Raw genomic sequence first — 18,074 nt, 5'->3', positions numbered from 1 at the left:
CCCGTGCCCCCGTCCCGATCCCGGCCGACAATGGGCGTACGGCGGGGACGGACCCGGGGAGGCGCCGGGGAAGGAACGCCCATGCCGAAGCGGCCCCCCTCCCCCGGTCGCGTACGGGCCGTGCGGCAGTCCGCACGGGTCACGGTCGCGTCCGCCGCGGGCTTCTACTCGGCCCTCTACGCCCTGGACCAGCCGGTCGTCGCCGTCTACGCCCTGTTCGCGCCGATCGCGCTCGGCATCCTCTCCCCGATCCCGGGCGGCGGCCGGGACCGGGCGCGAACCGTCCTGTGCGCGCTGCCGGTGGCGGTGGCGCTGACGGCCCTCGGTACCGCTCTCGCCGTGACGACCGCCTCGGCCGTCGCGGGAATGCTGGTGATCGGCTTCACCATCCTTTTCGCCTCCGCGTACGGGCCGGCCGCGGCGAGTGCCGTCCCGGGGCTCCTGCTCTTCTACGTGCTGGCCTGCTTCCCGCCGTACGCGCCGGACACCCTGCCGCAGCGGCTCGGTGGTCTGCTCGCCGGTGTCGCCCTGCTGGTCCTGTGCGAGCTGCTGCTCCTGCCCGCCCCGCCCGTTCAGCCTTATCGCGTACGGATCACCGCCGCCCTGGACCTCGCGGCCGCTTCCGCGCTCGCGTTCGCCCAGGGCCACCGTCACAGCCCCGAGCGGGCACGGCGTCTGCACGAGGCGGGACTGGCGCTGCGCCTGTCGCAGGCGCCACCGGCCTCGCGCCCGACCGGGGCGGGCCGCAGGGACCGCGGACTGGCGCAGGCCGGGGCCGCGACACGGCGGGTGCTGGGCCAACTGGCCCGGATGTCCGAGCGGCCGGACTCCGCGACGGCCGCCGATCCGCTCTCCGAAGCGCTGCTGCGCGGTGTCGCGGCCGGCTGCACCGCGACGGCGGGCGCTCTGCGGGGCGCACGCGCCGTTCCGGGGCCCGAGGCCCTGGAGGAGATGGTCGCCGACTTCGTCGCCGTGCGCGGACGCCCGTCCGGCACCGGGCTCGACACGGACGCCAAGGCGTCGCAGCGGCTGCTGGAATGCCGGTCCGACCTGCTGGTCACGGCGGTCTCGGCGCTGACCGTCCAGGCGGCGGTGGCCGTGGCGGTCGGTGGGCGCCGTGACGCGGCGGGACTGCCGCCCGAGCAGTTCTGGTACGCGGGGCCCTCCGCTCCGCGGCTCCTGGTGCTGCGTCTGACCGGCAACCTCACCCTGCGTTCGGTGCTGTTCCAGAACGCCGTACGCACGGCCCTGGGGCTCGGTGCGGCCCGTCTCGTGGCCGGGGTCCTGGGCCTCGAGCACGGTTTCTGGGTGCTGCTGGCCGTGCTGACGCTGGGGCGCACGACCGCGGGGGCGACCTGGTCCACGGTGCGCTCGGCGGCGGTGGGCACGCTGGTGGGTGCGCTGGCCGCCGGAGCGCTGATCTTCGAGGCCGGCGGCACCGTCGAGGTGTACGCCGCCGTGCTGGTGCCGGCGATGTTCGTGGCGTTCTCGGTGGGGCCGATCGCCGGCCCGGCCTGGGCGCAGGGTCTGTTCACCCTGGTCGTCGCCGCCGCTTTCAGCCAGCTCGCTCCGGCGAACTGGCGGCTGGCGGAGACACGGCTGCTCGACGTCCTGGCGGGCTGCACGATCGGACTGATCTGCGGGGTGCTCGCCTGGCCGGCCGGGGCCCACGCGGAGGTCCGGCGCGGTGTGGCGGACGTGTTGCGCGCGGCGGCGCCCCTGGTGCAGGTCACCGTGTCCGCCGTGGTCCGCGCGTCCGGGACGTCCGACTGGCCCGACGCACCCGGCACGTCCGGCGCGTCCGGCGACCACGGGCCTCGGCCTCGGTCTCGGCGTGGCACGACCGAGGAGGCGCTCCGGCTGACCCGGCACCGGCTCCGCATCGCCGAGGGTGCCTACGCGCAGTACCGGACGGAGGGCGGCAGGGATCCCGTCGACAGCGGACCGGACTGGCACCTGGCACTCAACTGCGCCTCCCACACGGTGACCGGATCCCATTGGCTGCCGCGGCAGGCGTACGGTCCGGCGCCTCCCGAAGCGGTCCGGTGGGCGCGGGAGTCGGCCGCTCGACTGGCCACGGCGATGGACAGCGCGGCGGACTTCCCGCCCGGTGGCGTACGGGCGACGCCGATGCCGCTTCCGCACGAGGTCGTCTCCGCCGCCCCGGCCCCCGTGCTGCCCGCGCTGGTCGACATCGACAGCTGGCTGCGGACCCTCGCGGCGGAGCTGTCGGCGATCGGCGGAAGCGGTCCGGACGAACCGCCGCCTCCGGTCCGGGGCGACGGAACGCGTCCGGCGACCGTCCGCGATGCCGCGGCACGCCCAGGAGGGTGAAGCGGCCGGACGGTCGGCCCGCGGCCGGTGATCCTCCGGCCGGGTTCCTCAGGGCGTGCGCCCGATGAAGGCGAGCAGGCGGGTCTGTACGTCGGCGGTCTCCGGGACGTCCACCCGCGGCCCGTACTGCCCGCTCGCGCGCAGCACGTCGTCGAGCGGGAGCATGCCGTCGAGCAGCCGGGCGCATCTGCCGGGGTCGAGGCGCTCGTCCTGGCCGCTGGCCCGCGCCAGGTCCCAGGTGTGCATGAAGACGTCGGCGGTGTAGAAGCGGTCGACCGCCTGGTCCAGCGGGACCTCGCCGATGTGCGGGTTCGACAGCGTCCTGTGCTGCGTGGCGGGATCGTCGAGGAGTGCCTGCACCCCGTCGCTGTGCACCGTCCAGGCCTTCACCGGGTCCTCGTCCACCGGCGGCCCTTTGGGCAGTTCGACCCCGGCGCCCGCCTCGAGGAAGCCGGGGAACCACTCGACCAGGTGGCGCACCACGTCCCGGGCGACCCAGCCGTCGACCGGCGCGGGGTCGTCCCATGCCCCGGGGCGCACTCCGCGCACCCGTTCCGTGAAAGCCCCGGCGACGGTGCGGTGTTCATCGGCCGCGCTTGTCATGATCTCCAGCCTTCCGTTCGGTCCTTCGTCACTCGTTTCCGGTCCGCCCGCTGCCGAGCAGTTCGTCCAGGCGCTCGTGACCCTCGCGCACGCCCCTCTGCATGCCGCTTCTGACCATCGCGTCGCGGGCCTCGACGGACCCCATGAGGGAGGTGGTGGTGACCCGGGTCCGGCCGCCGAGGTCCTCGAAGACGGTGGTCTCCAGGCTGACGCCGTCCGGGAACCCGTCGTAGGCGAAGGTCTGCACGATGCGCTCGTCACGGCGCACCTCGTGGAACACGCCGCGGAAGCCGTACTCCGTCCCGTCGTCCTCGCGATGCGCATAGCGGTACGAGCCGCCGGTGCGCGCCTCGTACACGTCGATCCGCATGGTCAGCCGGCGCGGGCCGAGCCACCGCACGACGAGTTCGGGATCGGTGTACGCCCTGAAGACACGCTCCGCGGGGGCGTCGAACTCCCGGGTGATGAGGATCGTGGGCAGCGCCGGGTCGGCCTCGATCCGGGTCTCGTGCCGGTCGCTCCGGTTCGCCGTGCTCATGATGCCGCCCTCTTCGCCGGGGAGCCTTCCTCCGGCCGGTCCGCCATCTCTTCGAGGACGGTGTCGAGCCGGCGGAAACGGTCCTCCGCCTCGCGGCGGTAGCGCTCGATCCAGCGCGTCATGAGGTCGAGGACCTCGCCCTCGAGGTGGCAGGGCCGGCGTTGGGCGTCCCTGCTGCGGCTGACCAGACCGGCGTCCTCCAGCACCCTGATGTGCTTGGACACGGCCTGGACCGTCACGTCGTAGGGCTCGGCCAGTTCGTTGACCGTGGCGTCCCCCGTGGCGAGCCTGGCCACGATGTCGCGCCGCGTCGGGTCGGCCAGGGCCGAGAACACCCGGGACAGCCGGTCGTCGGACACTTCGAGCCTCCATCCGCTCAACCAGACGATTGATCAATCAGCCGGTTGATCAACCATCTGGTTTAACAACCGTACGCGCGTCCCGCCGTTTGTTCAACCATCTGGTTGAACAAACGGCGGGACGATTCGACTCCTCGCGAACGCCGGCCCACGCTCCGCCCCGCGGGTCAGTCCTTCGCGGGCGGAGGCTCCACCACCGCGAACTCGGCGGGCCCGACCGTGAGGACACCGTCGGTCAGCGGGCGGCAGCGGACACCCCCGCCGTCGCGCAGCGCCCGGCGCGCGCCGGGGCCGAGCGTGGCGTCCATCCACCCGCAGGGCCTGGCCGCGCTGCGCACGGCGAGCACCACGGGTCCGGTGCCGCAGTCCAGGGAGATCGTCGCGCCGACGAAGGCGTCGATGTCCACACCCCGCAGCAGAACATTGCGCCGGGTCTGCCGGAGACCGGCTTCCGGGGCCGTCCCCGGCTGGAGACGCTCGGCGGCCATGACGGTGACCGACGCGTTGCGATGGGCCGGACGGTTGAAGTAGCGGTCGCCCACGATCCCGAGCCCGGCACGCACCCGGGCGGTCGTCACCAGGTCCGCCTCGGGCAGCGGGGGCACCCCGTCGCCCGGGCGGCCCTCGAACCGGTGCACGGCCGAGACCAGCAGCTGAAGGACTTCCACACGCCCCATGCCGCCGAGCCTAAGGGGCGACCGCGCGGACGGTCCGCGCGAGCGTTCCGGCGCGGGACACCGAAGGGGTCGCGTGCCGGGCATCCCGCTGACACGGGGACGCCCCGCGTGGCAGGGTCGGTGATGATCGAAGACAACAGCGGCAAAGGGGGCTCGGGTGGACACACGGACGTGGGACGACCTGGTCGGCTCGATGAAGGGCACGTACGCCAAGGAAGTGCGCGAGGGTGTGGTGCCCCGGCCGGTCATCATGCCGCTCGTACGGGGCGAGCTGATCGGGCTGATCTGGGCGCGCCCGACCGATCCCGGGGCCGACGCGCTCACGGCCGTCGCGGCGCTGTCGAACATCGCCGCCGCGGCCCACGCCGACGAGGTCGTCCTGGCCTGGGAGACGCAGCAGGTCGCCACCGCCTGCGAACTGCCCGCCGTCGGCCCCGCCCCGTGTCTGAACATGGTCCGGGCCACCGCGGACGGTCATGTGCTGTACCGGTTCCCCTACAGCGAGGGATCCTCGTCCGCCGGCTCCGGGGAGACGGAGGGGTCCACGGCCACCCTGGACTGGAAGCAGGCCCCCGCGCCGCTGCCGGACGGCGAACTTCCACCGCCGGTCGGGGCCGCCGTCGAGTACTCCTTCACGCCCCTGGAACTCGACCATCCCAACCCGTTCGGCGTCACCGTCGTCCTGATGGAGGAGGACGGCTACACCGTGCGCCTGACCGACGCCCTGGACGACTGAACAATCCCGCGCGACGCGCCGGGCAGGCCCCTGCCCCCTAGGCTGAACGGGCGCGGCGAGGCCGCGCGCCCTCAGCGGGCGGTCCGTGATCGCATCCCAGGAGGCACCGTGTCCGGTCAGTTCGAGGCGACAACCGAGATCAACCGCCCCATCGAGGAGGTCTTCGCCTACCTCGCCGCCGGTACGAACGACCCCGAGTTCAGTCCTCGGGTGCAGGCGATCACCAAGACTCCGGAGGGTCCGACGGGCGTGGGCACCGTCTTCACCAGCACGGTCAAGGACGCCGGGATGAAGACGGGGCGGAAGTTCCGGATCACCGAGTTCGAGCCGTCCCGCCGGATCCGCTGGGCGGAGATCTCGAAGAACGTCGTCATGGCGGCCGAGGGCGGCTACGACCTGGAGTCCACCGGTGCCAAGACGACCCGCGTGAGGATCTTCAACGTCCTCGAGGGCCATGGCATCGGCAAGCTCCTGGTGGGCTTCGCGCTGAGCGCGGCCCGCAAGGACGCGGACGCCTTCGGCAAGCGGATCAAGGCGGCCGTCGAAGCTTCCTGAGGGATACGGGAACGTACTCCCCGAGCGGTGCGGGGATACGCCGTCACGGCACCGCCCGCCGCTACGGTTCCCCGGCCCGGGCACTCCCCGGCGGCTCGGCGTGCGGGCCGGAACGCCGGCCGGGCGGGTCGGACCGGTGCCCCGGTGAGCGCCCCGCGGGTTCCGGTCCGGGGCCCGCCCGCAGCTCGGTGATCACGGACCAGGCGACCGACACCATCGGAACCGCCACGACGGCACCGGTCACGCCGGCCAGGATGCTCCCCGCGATGACGGAGACGGCCACGACCACGGGATGCAGCCGGACGGCCCAGCTCAGGACGAGCGGATGCAGGACGTGTCCCTCCAGCTGGCCGATGACGACGATCAGCGCGAGCACGATGATCGCGACGACCGGTCCCCGGGTGGCCAGCGCGACGACGGTGGCCACGCCGAGCGCGACGGGCGAACCCACCAGCGGGATGAACGCGGCGAAGAACTCCAGCAGCGTGAGCGGCAGCGCGAGCGGGACGCCGAGCACGAAGAGGGCGATGCCGACGAGGATCGCGTTGGTGGCCGCCACGATGATGATGCCGCGCGTGTAGCCGGCGAAGGTCCGCCAGGCCGCCCGCCCGCCGCGGTCCCACGGGTCCCGCGCGCTCTGCGGCATCAGCTCCTGGAACCACCGCCAGAACCTGTCACCGGAACGGATGAAGAACAGCGAGCAGAACAGCGCGAGCACCAGGCCGGTGACGAACTCCACCACGCGGCCGGCGCCGCTGAGGGCGCTGCTGATCAGCACGGAACGGTGCTCGGAGACGAAGGTGACCACCTTGCCCTGGAGACCCGACAACACCGCGTGGCTCAGATGGAAGGGGGAGCCCTCCAGCCATCGTTCGATCCGGCCGAGGCCCCCGGCGAACTCGTGGCCCAGCCGTCCCGACTCCCCCGCGACGACACGACCGACCAGCGCCATCACGCCGAGCACCAGCAGGATGCTCCCGATGATGGTCACGATCACCGCCGGGGTCCTCGGCATGCGCCGTGCCAGCAGGTCGGCGAGCGGGCGCAGAACCGCCGTGACGACCAGGGCGAGGAACAGGGCCACGGCGACGAGCTGCAGTTTGCCCAGGAGGGCGAAGACCACGTAGGCGACGACTCCGACGACGAGCAGCCGCCACGCGTACGCCGCGGCGACCCGCAGCCCGCGGCTGACCGGGACCCGCCGGTGGTCTCCGGCGCGGCGCCGCGCATCGGTACGCGCCCGGGCCACCGACCGGGCGCCACGGGAGGAGCGGTTCCCCACGACGTAGCGCATCCGGCCCCCGCCGTGCCCCTCACCGGGCTCACCCGGCCGCCGGCGAGGACGACGCGATCCGGCGTTCACCTGTGTGCCACCGTCCTCCCGTCGTCGCGCCCGCCCGCCACGCGTGCCCGGACGCGGACCGCCGCGCGACCCCGCGAGGACCGGGCGACCGGCCCCGGGCCGTCGATCACGCGGGCGTCCCGGCCAGCGTGGTGTCGCGCACCGCACCCCGCAACCCGGGGAACCCGCGGTCACCGGCCGGGGGCACGGTCACCAGCACACCCTTCCTTTAATGTGATTTACGGCATTCGCCCCTATATTGGGTCTGTGATCAGGCGGCTGGACCTACTCGACACCGCTGACGACGGCATCACGGAAAGCGAGGTCTTCCGGCTCGCCCTTCAGCACTCCATCGCGGAGCTGGGCTGCGTCGGCGGGGCCGTCTACCTGCGGGGCCCCATGTCGGCCCTGCGTCTGGTGTCCTCGACCGGACTGCCGTCGTCGGTCACCCGCGCCTGGGAGATCGTCGACCAGGACGGGCCCACGGCGACCGCGCGGGCCGTGCGCTCCGGTGAGCGCATGTGGGTGGCCGCGCTCCCCTCCGACCTGACCGAACCCACCGCGCCGCTGCTGTCGCGGTCCGGCTGGTGCTCCGTACCCCTGGCCTATGAGGGCCGCGTCATCGGCGCGATCACCTGTCTCACCGGTGACAACGAGGAGCCCACGCCCGAACAGTGGACGTTCCTCGGCGCGGTGGCCGAATGGACCATGAACCGGCTGAAGAAGATGCCGGCGCCCGTGCGCCTGGGCACCGACCTCGACACGACTCCGGTCGGCTCCTGGGAGTGGGACGTACGCACCGGCGAGCTGGCATGGGACCGGACGGCCATGAAGGTCTACCAGACCGAGCCGAGGGATTTCACGCCCGGTGTCGAGACCTGGATGAAGGTGGTGCACCCCGACGACCTCGCGAGCACCCTGGCCGCCGTCGAACGCACCATCCGCACCCACACGCCGTTCGAGGCCGAGTACCGGGTCCGGCGCAGCGACGGGGGCTACACCTGGACCCGCGCGTCCGGTCATGTCGTGCTCGACGACGAGGGTCAGGTCACGCGCATCGTCGGCAAGGGCTGGGCCAGCGACGCGGCGCGCTCCACCCGTAACGCGCTCAGCCGTGCCCTGCGGCACATGAGTGACGCCTTCCTGTCCGTGGACGACGACTGGCGGATCACCTTCGCCAATCTGGAGGCGGAACGCGTTCTCGGTCCGGGTGACGAGCCGCTCCTCGGCCGGAACCTGTGGGACCTGCCCGCCCTGAGCCAGGTCCCGGACATGGAGGAGCGGTGCCGCAGCGGCACCGCGCGGTCCACGGCCACGGCCTTCGACATCACGCTGGCCGACACCGGACGCTGTTACGACCTGCGGATCGTCCCCGTACCCGGCGGTCTCACGGTGTACTTCACCGATGTCACCGATCGCCGCCGCCGTGAGGCCGAACAGGAGGCGGCCGTACGCGTGGCCGCCGAGCGCGCGAGCCGGACGGCGGAACTGACCACGCAGCTCGCGGCGGCGACCACCTCCGAGGACGTGGTGACGGCCGTCGCGCGGCGCGTCCTGCCCCCGTTCGGCGCCCAGGGCCTGCTCGTGCTCGTCCTCGAGGACGAGCACCTGGTGGACATCGGGTCCGTCGGTTATCCGAGCTCCTTCATGGAGCCGACGCGGGGAGCGCACGGCATGGAACCGGCGGACGCCGGTCCCGCCGGGGAGGTGGTCCTGACCGGCGAACCCCGTTTCGTCTCGTCGCGCGAGGAATGGGCCGCGGCCTTCCCCGACCCCGGAATTCGGCCCCGGTCCGACATGGAGGCCTGGGCGTTCCTCCCGCTGACGGCCTCCGACCACACCTTCGGCGTGTGCGTCATCGCCTTCGACACCGCACGGCGTCTCACGTCCGAGGAACGCACGCTCCTCATCACCATCAGCGCCCTGGTGGCGCACGCGCTGGAGCGGGCCCGGCTCTACGAGGCCGAGATCACCCGCTCCGAGGAGCTCCAGCAGGCACTGCTGCCCCGGGAGCTCCCCGCCCTGCCCGAGACCACCGCGGCGGCCCGCTATCTGCCGGCCGGACAGACCTCCGACGTGGGCGGGGACTGGTACGACCTGATCCCGCTGTCAGCGGGTCAGGTGGCCCTGGTCGTCGGTGACGTGATGGGCCACGGTCTGTCCGAGGCGGCGACCATGGGGCGTCTGCGCACCGCGCTGCACACACTGGCCGCCCTGGAGTTTCCTCCCGACGAGATCATGGGCCACCTCAACGACATCGTGAGCGGCCTCGGCGAGCACGCGTACGCGACCTGCCTGTTCGCGCTGTACGACTCCACCGACGGATCGTGCACCGTGGTGCGGGCGGGTCATCCGCCGCCGCTCGTCGTCCGGCCGGACGGAAGCGCCCACTTCCCCGAGGTCGCCGTCAACCCTCCGCTGGGCGCCGCGTTCCCGCCGTTCGAGACGACGGAACTGGAGCTGCCGGCGGAGAGCCTTCTCGTCCTGTTCACCGACGGGCTCGTGACGTCACCGCGGCGGGAGATCGACCAGGGCATGACCCAGCTCGCCGGTCTGCTCGCCGGCGAGGCGGGATGTCCCGATCTGGAGGAACTGTGCGACTCCGTGACCGCGGGGCTGCTGCCGGGCGGGCCCACCACCGACGACGCCGCGCTGCTGATCGCGCGCCTGCACCACGTGGCCGACCGTCAAGTGGCTTCCTGGGCACTGCAGGAGGGTCCGGAGGCGGCGGGTGAGGCCCGTCGCCATGTACGGGAGCAGCTCGCCCAGTGGCATCTGGACGATCTGGTCATGACGACGGAACTGCTGGCCAGCGAGCTCGTCGGCAACGTCGTCCGGCACGCCAGCGGCCCCATCGGGCTCCGGCTCCTGTGCAGCGGAACGCTCGTCTGCGAGGTGTCCGACGCGAGTCCGACGATGCCCCGCATCCGGCGTGCGACGGACACCGACGAGGGGGGCCGCGGCCTCCAGCTCGTCAACGCCCTCTGCGAGCGCTGGGGCAGCCGCTACACCCCGGAGGGCAAGGCGATCTGGACCGAACAGGCGCTCCCCGACACGGCGGAGGGGGCGGAGGGGGACGCCGAGCCCCCCGGCCTTCCGTTCTGAGGCAGCCCCCGGCAGTGCCCGTCCGGGCCGTCGCGCGGCGCCCTGCCGGGGCAGCCGGTTCAACCGCGCGCGAACTCCAGCAGGTCGGCGTTGAACACCTCGGCGAACTTCGGCACCATGGCGAGGCCGTGGGGAGCCCCCGGGTACACCTTGTAGACCGCGTCCCTGACGAGTTTCGACGACTTGTCGCCGGAGGCCACGATGGGGACGATCTGGTCGTCGTCGCCGTGCACGATGAGCGTGGGGACGTCGATCTTCTTGAGGTCTTCGGTGAGGTCGGTCTCGGAGAACGCCTTGACGCAGTCGTAGGCGCCCTTGAGGCCCACGGTCATTCCCCAGAGCCAGAACTGGTCCCGCGTTCCCTGGGTGACGGTCGATCCGTCCCGGTTGGCGCCGTAGAACGGTGCGCTGAGGTCCTGGTAGTACTGCGACCGGTCGGTCTCGACACCCTTGCGGATCTCGTCGAACACGTCGATCGGCAGCCCTTCGGGATTCTCCGCCGTCTTGAGCATGAGAGGCGGGATCGCACCGACGAGGACCGCCTTGGCCACCCTGCCGGAGCCGTGCCGGCCGATGTAGCGGGTGACCTCGCCGCCGCCGGTCGAATGGCCGACCAGGATGACGTCCCGGAGGTCGAGGGCTTCGATGACCGCCGCCAGGTCGTCGGCGTAGGTGTCGAGGTCGTTGCCGTCCCAGGGCTGGCCGGAGCGTCCGCCACCGCGGCGGTCGTGGGCGACGGCCCGGAAGCCGTTGTCCACCATCACCTTCATCTGGGCGTCCCAGGCGTCCGCGGTGAGCGGCCAGCCGTGCGAGAAGACGACCGGCTGACCGGATCCCCAGTCCTTGTAGAAGATCTGTGTGCCGTCCTTGGCGGTGGCGAAGGGCATGTACGGGTCCTCTCGAATCTGGTCCGGATGTGCGTGCTCCGCGCGATGGCCGCGTCCGCTTCGGGGCTGCCGGCGTCACCGTCGGGCCATGCGTTCCCGGTGGCACGTACGGCAGTTGCTCCGCGCGGCGGCCCTCGGGTCCTCCCCGCCGCGGGACTTCCGTGCGACGCCGCGCATCGGCGGCGGACGCACGGGGCGGAGGGACGACCGGCAGCACGAATGGCCGGAATGAGAACGTTGTCCACATCACCCTAGCCCAGGCGACACGCCGCGTCGCGGCGGAGGACACCACCTCCGTGTCCATGGGCCGGACTGAGCCGTCGGAGCGATCCTGCCTCTCCTGTCGCACGCGATCGCGACGGTTTCCGTATCTTTCGGCCGCGTCCTGGCGTTGGCGCGGTGTCCGAGCCGATCACCGATTCCGGAGCCAGCGTGTCCGCTCCTCCCGTACTGTCCCCGCCCTCTCGCCTCCTGGCCGAACGGGTGCGGAATCCGTATCCGTACTTCGCCTGGCTGCGCCGGCATGCGCCCGTCCACGCGGACCGCAGACCCGACCGGCCGACCGTGTGGCAGATCTCCCGCTACGCGGACGTCCGGGCCCTGTTGACCGACGAACGGCTGAGCAAGGACCCCGATCGGGTGCCCGGTTATGTTCCCGGACCGGCCGGGTTGAACCGGCATCTGGTCCACTCCGATCCCCCGGACCACACCCGTCTGCGGACCCTGGTGAACGCCGCGTTCGTACCCCGCCGTATCGCCCGCCTCGAGCCCTTCATCGCGGACACCGCCGACCGGCTGCTGGACCGGATCGAGCACGACACCCACGTCGACGTGATCGGGGCCTTCGCGGCTCCTCTCACCTTCCGGATGATCTGCATGATCCTCGGTGTCCCCGGGGAACTCGACAACGCGGCGACCCGGGACACGCTCACGGCCACGATCACACCCGGTCCGGGCCGGGACCCGGCCCGGACCGCACAGGATCTGCGCACCCTCCTCGATCGCCTGATCGCGGGCAAACGAACGAGCGGTGAGAACAGCGGAGTCGACCTGCTGGGCGCTCTCGTACGGGCCGGCGACCACAGCGGGTCGATGACCGAGGAGGAACTGCGCTCGACCGCCTACCTCCTGCTGCTGGTCGGCCACGACACCACCATGAACCTCATCGGCAACGGCATGCTCGCGCTGCTCCGAAACCCGGACCAGGCCGCCCGGTTGACCGCATCGAAAGCCGGCCCGGAGCTCGTCGGCACAGCGGTCGAGGAACTGCTGCGCTACGACTCCCCTGTGCGGGACGCGACCTTCCGGTGCGCCGCCGAACCGATCGACCTGCACGGTCAGTTGATCGGCAAGGGGGACATCGTCAGCCTCCTGATCGGTTCCGCCAACCGGGACGAGGCCCGCTTCCCGGACGCCGACCGGCTCGACGTGGGCCGAACCCCCAATGACCATCTCGCCTTCGGCCACGGCCCCCATTTCTGCATCGGAGCCGCCCTCGCCCGTCTCGAGGGCGCGGTCGCCTTCCCCCGGCTGCTCGAACGTCTGGGCCCGGTGCGGCTGGCCGAACCCGACCGCAAACTTCCCTGGCGCCCGGCCCGGGTCATGCGCGGGCTGGCCGAACTGCCTGTCGTACGGGTCTGACCCGGCCTTTCCCGAGAGCGCACGTACCCACGCGCCCGCCTTCCGAACGTCCGTCGACCAGGAGCACACCTCATGGACAGCCGTGAACCCGTAGTGACGACAGCCGAACCACGCCCCGGTGTCCTGCTCATCACCCTGAACAGGCCCCGCGTCCGCAACGCCGTCGACCAGACCCTGGCCGACGCCCTGGACTCGGCCCTCACCCGGCTGGAGTCCGATCCCTCGCTCTGCGTCGGCGTCCTTTCCGGGGCGGGCGGCCACTTCTGTTCGGGGATGGACCTCAAGGCCTTTCCCGACCAGGGCGTTCCGCTCGTCGCCGACCGCGGGCTCGGCGGACTGACCCGCGCCCGCATCCGCACGCCGCTCATCGCCGCCGTCGAGGGCGCGGCCGTCGCCGGCGGCTTCGAACTCGCCCTCGCCTGCGACCTCGTCACCGCTTCCGACACCGCGTTCTTCGCCCTGCCCGAGGTCGCCCGCGGGCTGATCGCCGCCGAGGGCGGTGCCATCCGGCTACCGGGCCGGCTCCCCTACCACGTGGCCATGGAGATGCTGCTGACCGCTGCTCCCCTACCCGCCGCGGACGCGGCACGGTACGGGCTCGTCAACCGGCTCACGCCCGAGGGCGGAGCCCTCGACGCGGCGCTCGATCTGGCCGAACGCGTCCAGGCCCATTCCGGCGACGCCGTCCGCATCACCAAGCGCATCGTCCAGGACACCCGCGGCCTCGACGACCACACCGCCTACACCGTCCAGGATCCGCTGAGCGCGCCGGTCTTCACCACCCGTGCCGCCACCGAGGGTGCGCGGGCGTTCACCGAGAAGCGGCCGCCGGCCTGGAACCGGTGAGCGGCGGCACGCCCGCCGCTCTCACCTCGCGGGGCCACCCTCCCCTCGTCCGCCATCGGGTCCGAAGAGCCCGCCTGCCACCACGCCCCGGGTGGAGAACGTGACGGGTTCGCCCGGCAGGAAGTCTCCCGGCGGGATCCCGGGGTGGTGGCCGTCGCGCGGCGAAGGGTGCCCGGAGCGGGGACCGAGGGCCAGCCGGGAGACGATGCGGTAGCGGTCTCCGCGGTAGATGGAGTGGACGTACTCCACCGGCCGGCCCGAGGCGTCCGAGGTGAGGCGTTCGAACAGCAGGGCCGGGGACAGTTCCGGCACGTCGAGCAGGCCCGCCTCGTCGCGGGTCAGGACCGTGGGCTCGATCGACTGGACCGCCTCGCCGACCTCGATCCCGTGCCGTTCGCCGAGGTGCTCGTACAGGTCGCCGTTCTCCAGTTCGTCACGGGTCAGGTCGGGCACGAGTACGGCGGGGACGTGCAGGTACTCGATGGCCATGGGTGAGCCGTCGACGAGGCGGAGCCGTGCCACGTACCGGATGTCCGCCGCGGGAGAGATGCGCAGCCTGCGGCCCACCCGGGCACCCGCGGGCACCGTGCTGAACTCCAGGAGCCGGCTGGTCCAGGTGCCCGCGGCCCGGGGCAGGCTGAAGGTCCGCCGGTCCGGCACGAGTTCCTGGGTGATCTTCTCGGCGGCCACGAACATGCCCCGCCCGTGTTCGCGAACCAGCAGTCCGGCGAGGACGAGTTGGTCCACGGCCGCCCTCAAAGTGGGCCGGGACACCCCGAGTTGCGCGCAGAGCGTGCGCTCCGAGGGGATGGCGTCGCCGGGGCGGCGTTCCTCGATGAGTTCGAGGATCGTGTCTCGGACCCTCTCCCGCTTGAGTACCGCGCGGGAGGCGGCGGGATCGATCTCCATGCGGGACCCTCACTCGTCGTCGGTGCCGGCCGGCCGGTACGACCTCCGACCCTAACTGGTCAGCTGGTCAAAGGGATTGCTTCCGGGTCTCTTCGCCTCATCGATGACGCGGGAACACCGCTCCGGTCAACTACCGCTTAATCCAAGGGGGTTGACGGACACATTGGTCTATGCCACTTTCAGGCGACGCCAACTGGTAAGCCCGATGGGCCAACTGGTCAAGCACGGCATGTCTCCTCGCGTTCCTGAGCACCCCCACCTCCCGCGGCCTGCCCGGCGGGAGCCCACCGAAGGGAACCAGCATGAGCAACCGCCCCCTCTCCGGCCGCCGCCGCGTGGCCCTCGCCCTGTCCGCGCTCCTGGGCGGCACCGCCCTGGTCGCCGTTCCGATGTCCGCCCCCGCCGCCGCGGCCGGAGGCCTCGCCGTGCAGTACCGCACCAGCGCGAGCGGGGCCACCGCCGACCAGAGCGAGCCCTGGTTCAAGGTGCGCAACACCGGTTCCGCGGCGGTGCAGTTGAGCCAGGTGAAGATCCGCTACTACTTCAAGGCGGACTCCGCGAGCGCCACGTACCGTTTCGCCTGTTCCTGGGCGGTCAAGGGATGCGCGAACGTCACCGGCACGTTCGGCACACCCGCACACCCCACCGGAACCGCGGACAGGTACCTGGAGATCGGCTTCACCTCCGGGGCCGGCACACTGGCACCGGGCGCGGACACCGGTGACATGCAGTTGCGCTTCTACCAGTCCAGCTGGCAGCCCGTGAACCAGGCGGACGACTACTCCTTCGGCGGGGCGCAGACCTCGTACGCGGACTGGGACAAGGTCACCGCCCAGCTCGCCGGAACCACCGTGTGGGGCACGGCGCCCGAGGGCAACGGCCCCACGGACCCGACCGACCCCACCGATCCGACCGACCCGCCCGGCGGCGGCCAGGCCCTGTTCGACGACTTCAGCTACACGTCGTACAGCGACCCCGCGATCTCCGCGCACGGCTGGAACGTCCGCTCGAACTCCGGCGGCCCCGGGGTCCCCGGCGCGACCTGGGACCCGTCCAAGGTCACCTTCCCCACCGTGTCCGGCAACAAGGTCATGAACCTGGAGACCTCGACCGCGGGCACCGCCGAGTCCACCCGGCAGACCGAAGTCGTCTCCAAGAGCATGAAGTTCAAGAACGGCACCTACGCGGCGCGGGTGAAATTCGCCGACGCGCCGAAGTCCGGCCCCGACAGCGACCACCTGGTGCAGACGTTCTTCACCATCAACGACCTCACGGCGCCGATGGCCGACGACTACGCCGAGTACGACTTCGAGTACCTGCCCAACGGCGGCTGGGGCGAGTCGGGCGACATCCTCTACACGACCTCCTGGGAGACGTACAACCCCGACCCCTGGCAGGCCGTCAACCAGCACACCGAGGCCCGCCAGAGCTACGCCGGCTGGCACGACCTGGTGCTCACCATCGACAGCAGCGGCATCAAGTACTACATCGACGGGCAGCTGTTCGGGACCCACGACGCCCAGTACCTGCCCGAGCGGCCGATGTCGATCAACTTCAACCAGTGGCTGATCGACCTCGCCGGACAGACCTCGACCACGGCCCGCGCGTACGACGAACAGGTCGACTACGTCCTGCACGTCAAGGACCAGGTCCTCACCCCGGCCCAGGTCGCCGCGAAGGTGGCCGCCTACCGCGGCGCCGGCACCGCGTTCGTGGACGAGGTACCGGCTCCCTGACACGGCCGTTCCGTACGGGCCCGTCCCGGCGCGGCACGGATCCCGCCGGGACGGGCCCGGCACCACCGGCCCGGTTTCGCGCCGACACACCTGTCCGGCAACCGGGTTGGAGGCGCGGTGGCCGGAGCACAGTAGGTGTGTGGAATGGACCAGCCTTCTCAGCACCACCCTGGGTGCGTTCATCGCGCTCGCCGCCTCCGCGCTGGCGGACCGGAGGCGCTGGCTGCGGGAGCGCGAGCAGCGCTCCAGGGACGAGCGCCGCGCGGTCTACGTCGCCTTTCTCAACGCCACCGCGGAGGCCAGCGAGATCCTCATCGGCATCGCGCGCGGCCACGACCACGACGACCGGGCCCTCGCCCGGGCCGGAACCGTCCTGCGCGACAGCAACACGCTGGCCCGACGGCTGGAGCTCTCCCTGGTGGCCGACGACCACGTCGTACGGCAGGCGGTCCTCACCGTCACGCTGCTGCGTGCGTACCGCGACGCCGTGACGCAGGGGCTGACCCCCGAGACGGACGAGTTGCAGCGCGCCCGCGCCGCCTTCAACGAGCAACGGGACCGTCTCACCCAGCAGATGCGCGGCACGCTGTGACCACGGCCCGCTCCGGTGCGCGTGACGCAGCGGTGGCGGCGACGCCGGGACCGCGGCCCCGGAGACCCTGCCGGTGAACGCGCGGGCGTTCGCCGCCAGGGTCCGTCCCGCACCGGGTGCCCGGGCCGGAACCGGTCAGTGGTGGTGTCCCGCTCCCCGGCCCAGCTCGGCCAGCACCGCGCGGGCCATGGCCTCCTGGCCCTTGGCGTTGGGGTGGGCCGGTGCCGCGGGCGAGGTCGGACGCAGCGGCTCGATCCAGCGGTCGGCGGGCGCCTTGCACATGTCGTGGCCCACGGTCGGCCTGTAGGTGTCCACGTACTCGGCCCGGTTCAGGAACGCCACCGTGCGGAGCATGAGATTGAGCCGCTTGCCGGTGTCGCGCAGATAGGGGAAGTCCTTCGCGGCGAACGGCACCGTCGGGTAGCAGCCGCTGCCGTCGTCGGGCAGCAGGTCCGGGTAGCCGACGACGACCACGCGGGCGTGCGGGGCCCTCGCGTGCACCTCACGCAGCACCCGGGCGACCTTGGGAGCCGTCTGGAGGATGTTCACGGTGAGCTGGTCGTAGCCCGCGGCGTTGTAGTACTGCTGACAGGGGTTGCCCGCGAGGTCCTTCGAACTGAGCCCGGCGCAGGTGGAGATGATCGGGCCGAAGCCCACGTCGTTGCCGCCGATCTGCAGGGTCACCAGGTCGGTGTCCCGCTTCACCGCGTCCAGCTGGGGTCCGTTGGTCCCCTGCGCCTTCCACATCTCGTCGGTCTTCGCGCCGGAGCAGCTGACGTCCGTGAAGGAGGCGACCTTGCGGGCGGCGGCGGTGATCGAGGGGTAGTTGTGGTCGGAGCGCGCGCAGTTCGCGTCGATCTGCTGGGGGATCAGGGGCCCGGACGTGTACGAGTCGCCGAGCGCGACATAGTTCACGCCATGCTCCCCGTGTCCTTCGCCCGCCTCGGCGGGGGCCGCCGCCGCGACGCCCGCGACCAGCGCGCAGCTGCTCAGCGCGGCTCCCAGCGCCGTGGCGCCCCGTCGTCTCGGAACGGCGTTTTCCGGACGCGTGCGATCGTTCATCGTGCCCCTCCCCTGATGCCATGACAGCCTGCCGAACGGGTACCGGCTCTCCGCGGCGCGCGGGATCGCGGCGCCGCGGCGGACCGGACGGCTCCTGCCCGGCAGACCCAACCTGGTCTGTATACCGGCCGGTAGGCCGCCGGAACAGGGTT

16 protein-coding genes are annotated in these 18,074 nt (G+C 72.0%); 8 read left to right on the top strand and 8 right to left on the bottom strand.

The window, feature by feature from the left end; translation table 11 throughout:
* Nucleotides 1-81: 81 nt before the first annotated feature.
* Complete coding sequence (locus tag ACH4S8_RS03395) at nucleotides 82-2,334, top strand: FUSC family protein (RefSeq protein WP_398390439.1); 2,253 nt, start codon at nucleotides 82-84, stop codon at nucleotides 2,332-2,334.
* 48 nt (nucleotides 2,335-2,382) lie between these two features.
* Here ACH4S8_RS03395 and ACH4S8_RS03390 read toward each other — a convergent pair whose 3' ends face one another.
* From ACH4S8_RS03390 to ACH4S8_RS03375, 4 genes are all read right to left on the bottom strand, one after another.
* On the bottom strand, nucleotides 2,383-2,937 hold the full coding sequence (locus tag ACH4S8_RS03390) for a TIGR03086 family metal-binding protein (protein WP_398390437.1): 555 nt from the start codon (nucleotides 2,935-2,937) through the stop codon (nucleotides 2,383-2,385).
* A gap of 28 nt (nucleotides 2,938-2,965) precedes the next feature.
* Nucleotides 2,966-3,475 (bottom strand): SRPBCC family protein, encoded by a 510-nt coding sequence (locus ACH4S8_RS03385; RefSeq protein WP_398390436.1) that lies wholly within the window; start codon nucleotides 3,473-3,475, stop codon nucleotides 2,966-2,968.
* Nucleotides 3,472-3,834 carry an ArsR/SmtB family transcription factor gene (locus ACH4S8_RS03380; RefSeq protein WP_398390435.1) on the bottom strand — a complete coding sequence of 121 codons (363 nt, stop codon included), beginning with the start codon at nucleotides 3,832-3,834 and terminating at the stop codon, nucleotides 3,472-3,474. The genes ACH4S8_RS03385 and ACH4S8_RS03380 overlap by 4 nt, the downstream gene beginning before the upstream one ends.
* A gap of 167 nt (nucleotides 3,835-4,001) precedes the next feature.
* Entirely contained in the window at nucleotides 4,002-4,511 is a 510-nt protein-coding gene (locus ACH4S8_RS03375) for a molybdenum cofactor biosysynthesis protein (protein ID WP_398390433.1), read from the bottom strand.
* 157 nt (nucleotides 4,512-4,668) lie between these two features.
* Here ACH4S8_RS03375 and ACH4S8_RS03370 point away from each other — a divergent pair, with 157 nt between their 5' ends.
* Nucleotides 4,669-5,247, top strand: coding sequence for a hypothetical protein (locus ACH4S8_RS03370; RefSeq protein ID WP_398390431.1), 579 nt, complete (start codon nucleotides 4,669-4,671; stop codon nucleotides 5,245-5,247).
* Between the two features lie 108 nt (nucleotides 5,248-5,355).
* On the top strand, nucleotides 5,356-5,802 hold the full coding sequence (locus tag ACH4S8_RS03365; protein ID WP_398390429.1) for an SRPBCC family protein: 447 nt from the start codon (nucleotides 5,356-5,358) through the stop codon (nucleotides 5,800-5,802).
* Nucleotides 5,803-5,863: 61 nt separating this feature from the next.
* On the opposite strand, the gene ACH4S8_RS03360 is transcribed toward ACH4S8_RS03365, so the two are convergent.
* The gene (locus tag ACH4S8_RS03360; protein ID WP_398390427.1) at nucleotides 5,864-7,096 is read right to left on the bottom strand and encodes an AI-2E family transporter; all 1,233 of its coding nucleotides are present in this window, start codon (nucleotides 7,094-7,096) and stop codon (nucleotides 5,864-5,866) included.
* 315 nt (nucleotides 7,097-7,411) lie between these two features.
* Here ACH4S8_RS03360 and ACH4S8_RS03355 point away from each other — a divergent pair, with 315 nt between their 5' ends.
* Nucleotides 7,412-10,249, top strand: a complete 2,838-nt coding sequence (locus ACH4S8_RS03355; RefSeq protein ID WP_398390425.1) for a SpoIIE family protein phosphatase — start codon at nucleotides 7,412-7,414, stop codon at nucleotides 10,247-10,249.
* 59 nt (nucleotides 10,250-10,308) lie between these two features.
* Here ACH4S8_RS03355 and ACH4S8_RS03350 read toward each other — a convergent pair whose 3' ends face one another.
* Nucleotides 10,309-11,136 carry an alpha/beta fold hydrolase gene (locus tag ACH4S8_RS03350; protein WP_398390424.1) on the bottom strand — a complete coding sequence of 276 codons (828 nt, stop codon included), beginning with the start codon at nucleotides 11,134-11,136 and terminating at the stop codon, nucleotides 10,309-10,311.
* A gap of 432 nt (nucleotides 11,137-11,568) precedes the next feature.
* Here ACH4S8_RS03350 and ACH4S8_RS03345 point away from each other — a divergent pair, with 432 nt between their 5' ends.
* Both ACH4S8_RS03345 and ACH4S8_RS03340 read left to right on the top strand, forming a co-directional pair.
* Nucleotides 11,569-12,777 (top strand): cytochrome P450, encoded by a 1,209-nt coding sequence (locus ACH4S8_RS03345; protein WP_398390422.1) that lies wholly within the window; start codon nucleotides 11,569-11,571, stop codon nucleotides 12,775-12,777.
* Between the two features lie 72 nt (nucleotides 12,778-12,849).
* Nucleotides 12,850-13,623 (top strand): crotonase/enoyl-CoA hydratase family protein, encoded by a 774-nt coding sequence (locus tag ACH4S8_RS03340; RefSeq protein ID WP_398390420.1) that lies wholly within the window; start codon nucleotides 12,850-12,852, stop codon nucleotides 13,621-13,623.
* 21 nt (nucleotides 13,624-13,644) lie between these two features.
* Here ACH4S8_RS03340 and ACH4S8_RS03335 read toward each other — a convergent pair whose 3' ends face one another.
* Nucleotides 13,645-14,532 carry a GntR family transcriptional regulator gene (locus ACH4S8_RS03335; protein ID WP_398390418.1) on the bottom strand — a complete coding sequence of 296 codons (888 nt, stop codon included), beginning with the start codon at nucleotides 14,530-14,532 and terminating at the stop codon, nucleotides 13,645-13,647.
* A 302-nt stretch (nucleotides 14,533-14,834) separates the two neighbouring features.
* On the opposite strand from ACH4S8_RS03335, the gene ACH4S8_RS03330 reads away from it, so the two are divergent.
* Nucleotides 14,835-16,268 (top strand): cellulose binding domain-containing protein, encoded by a 1,434-nt coding sequence (locus ACH4S8_RS03330; protein WP_398390416.1) that lies wholly within the window; start codon nucleotides 14,835-14,837, stop codon nucleotides 16,266-16,268.
* A gap of 139 nt (nucleotides 16,269-16,407) precedes the next feature.
* On the top strand, nucleotides 16,408-16,860 hold the full coding sequence (locus ACH4S8_RS03325; protein WP_398390414.1) for a hypothetical protein: 453 nt from the start codon (nucleotides 16,408-16,410) through the stop codon (nucleotides 16,858-16,860).
* Nucleotides 16,861-16,995: 135 nt separating this feature from the next.
* On the opposite strand, the gene ACH4S8_RS03320 is transcribed toward ACH4S8_RS03325, so the two are convergent.
* The gene (locus ACH4S8_RS03320) at nucleotides 16,996-17,922 is read right to left on the bottom strand and encodes an SGNH/GDSL hydrolase family protein (RefSeq protein ID WP_398390412.1); all 927 of its coding nucleotides are present in this window, start codon (nucleotides 17,920-17,922) and stop codon (nucleotides 16,996-16,998) included.
* Between the last annotated feature and the right edge of the window lie 152 nt (nucleotides 17,923-18,074).

Origin of the sequence: Streptomyces sp. NPDC021080 (genome assembly GCF_044333225.1) — a bacterium.
Lineage (GTDB): Bacteria > Actinomycetota > Actinomycetes > Streptomycetales > Streptomycetaceae > Streptomyces.
Note: the sequence above shows the minus strand (reverse complement) of the source record. Positions and strands in the feature narration are given on the sequence as shown.

What these genes read in the sequence shown, in the direction of transcription:
- ACH4S8_RS03395 (WP_398390439.1), top strand. Translation starts at nt 82, where the DNA reads ATGCCGAAGCGGCCCCCCTCCCCCGGTCGCGTACGGGCCGTGCGGCAG.
- ACH4S8_RS03390 (WP_398390437.1), bottom strand. Translation starts at nt 2,937, where the DNA reads ATGACAAGCGCGGCCGATGAACACCGCACCGTCGCCGGGGCTTTCACG.
- ACH4S8_RS03360 (WP_398390427.1), bottom strand. Translation starts at nt 7,096, where the DNA reads ATGCGCTACGTCGTGGGGAACCGCTCCTCCCGTGGCGCCCGGTCGGTG.
- ACH4S8_RS03320 (WP_398390412.1), bottom strand. Translation starts at nt 17,922, where the DNA reads ATGAACGATCGCACGCGTCCGGAAAACGCCGTTCCGAGACGACGGGGC.
- ACH4S8_RS03330 (WP_398390416.1), top strand. Translation starts at nt 14,835, where the DNA reads ATGAGCAACCGCCCCCTCTCCGGCCGCCGCCGCGTGGCCCTCGCCCTG.
- ACH4S8_RS03385 (WP_398390436.1), bottom strand. Translation starts at nt 3,475, where the DNA reads ATGAGCACGGCGAACCGGAGCGACCGGCACGAGACCCGGATCGAGGCC.
- ACH4S8_RS03340 (WP_398390420.1), top strand. Translation starts at nt 12,850, where the DNA reads ATGGACAGCCGTGAACCCGTAGTGACGACAGCCGAACCACGCCCCGGT.
- ACH4S8_RS03375 (WP_398390433.1), bottom strand. Translation starts at nt 4,511, where the DNA reads ATGGGGCGTGTGGAAGTCCTTCAGCTGCTGGTCTCGGCCGTGCACCGG.
- ACH4S8_RS03335 (WP_398390418.1), bottom strand. Translation starts at nt 14,532, where the DNA reads ATGGAGATCGATCCCGCCGCCTCCCGCGCGGTACTCAAGCGGGAGAGG.
- ACH4S8_RS03350 (WP_398390424.1), bottom strand. Translation starts at nt 11,136, where the DNA reads ATGCCCTTCGCCACCGCCAAGGACGGCACACAGATCTTCTACAAGGAC.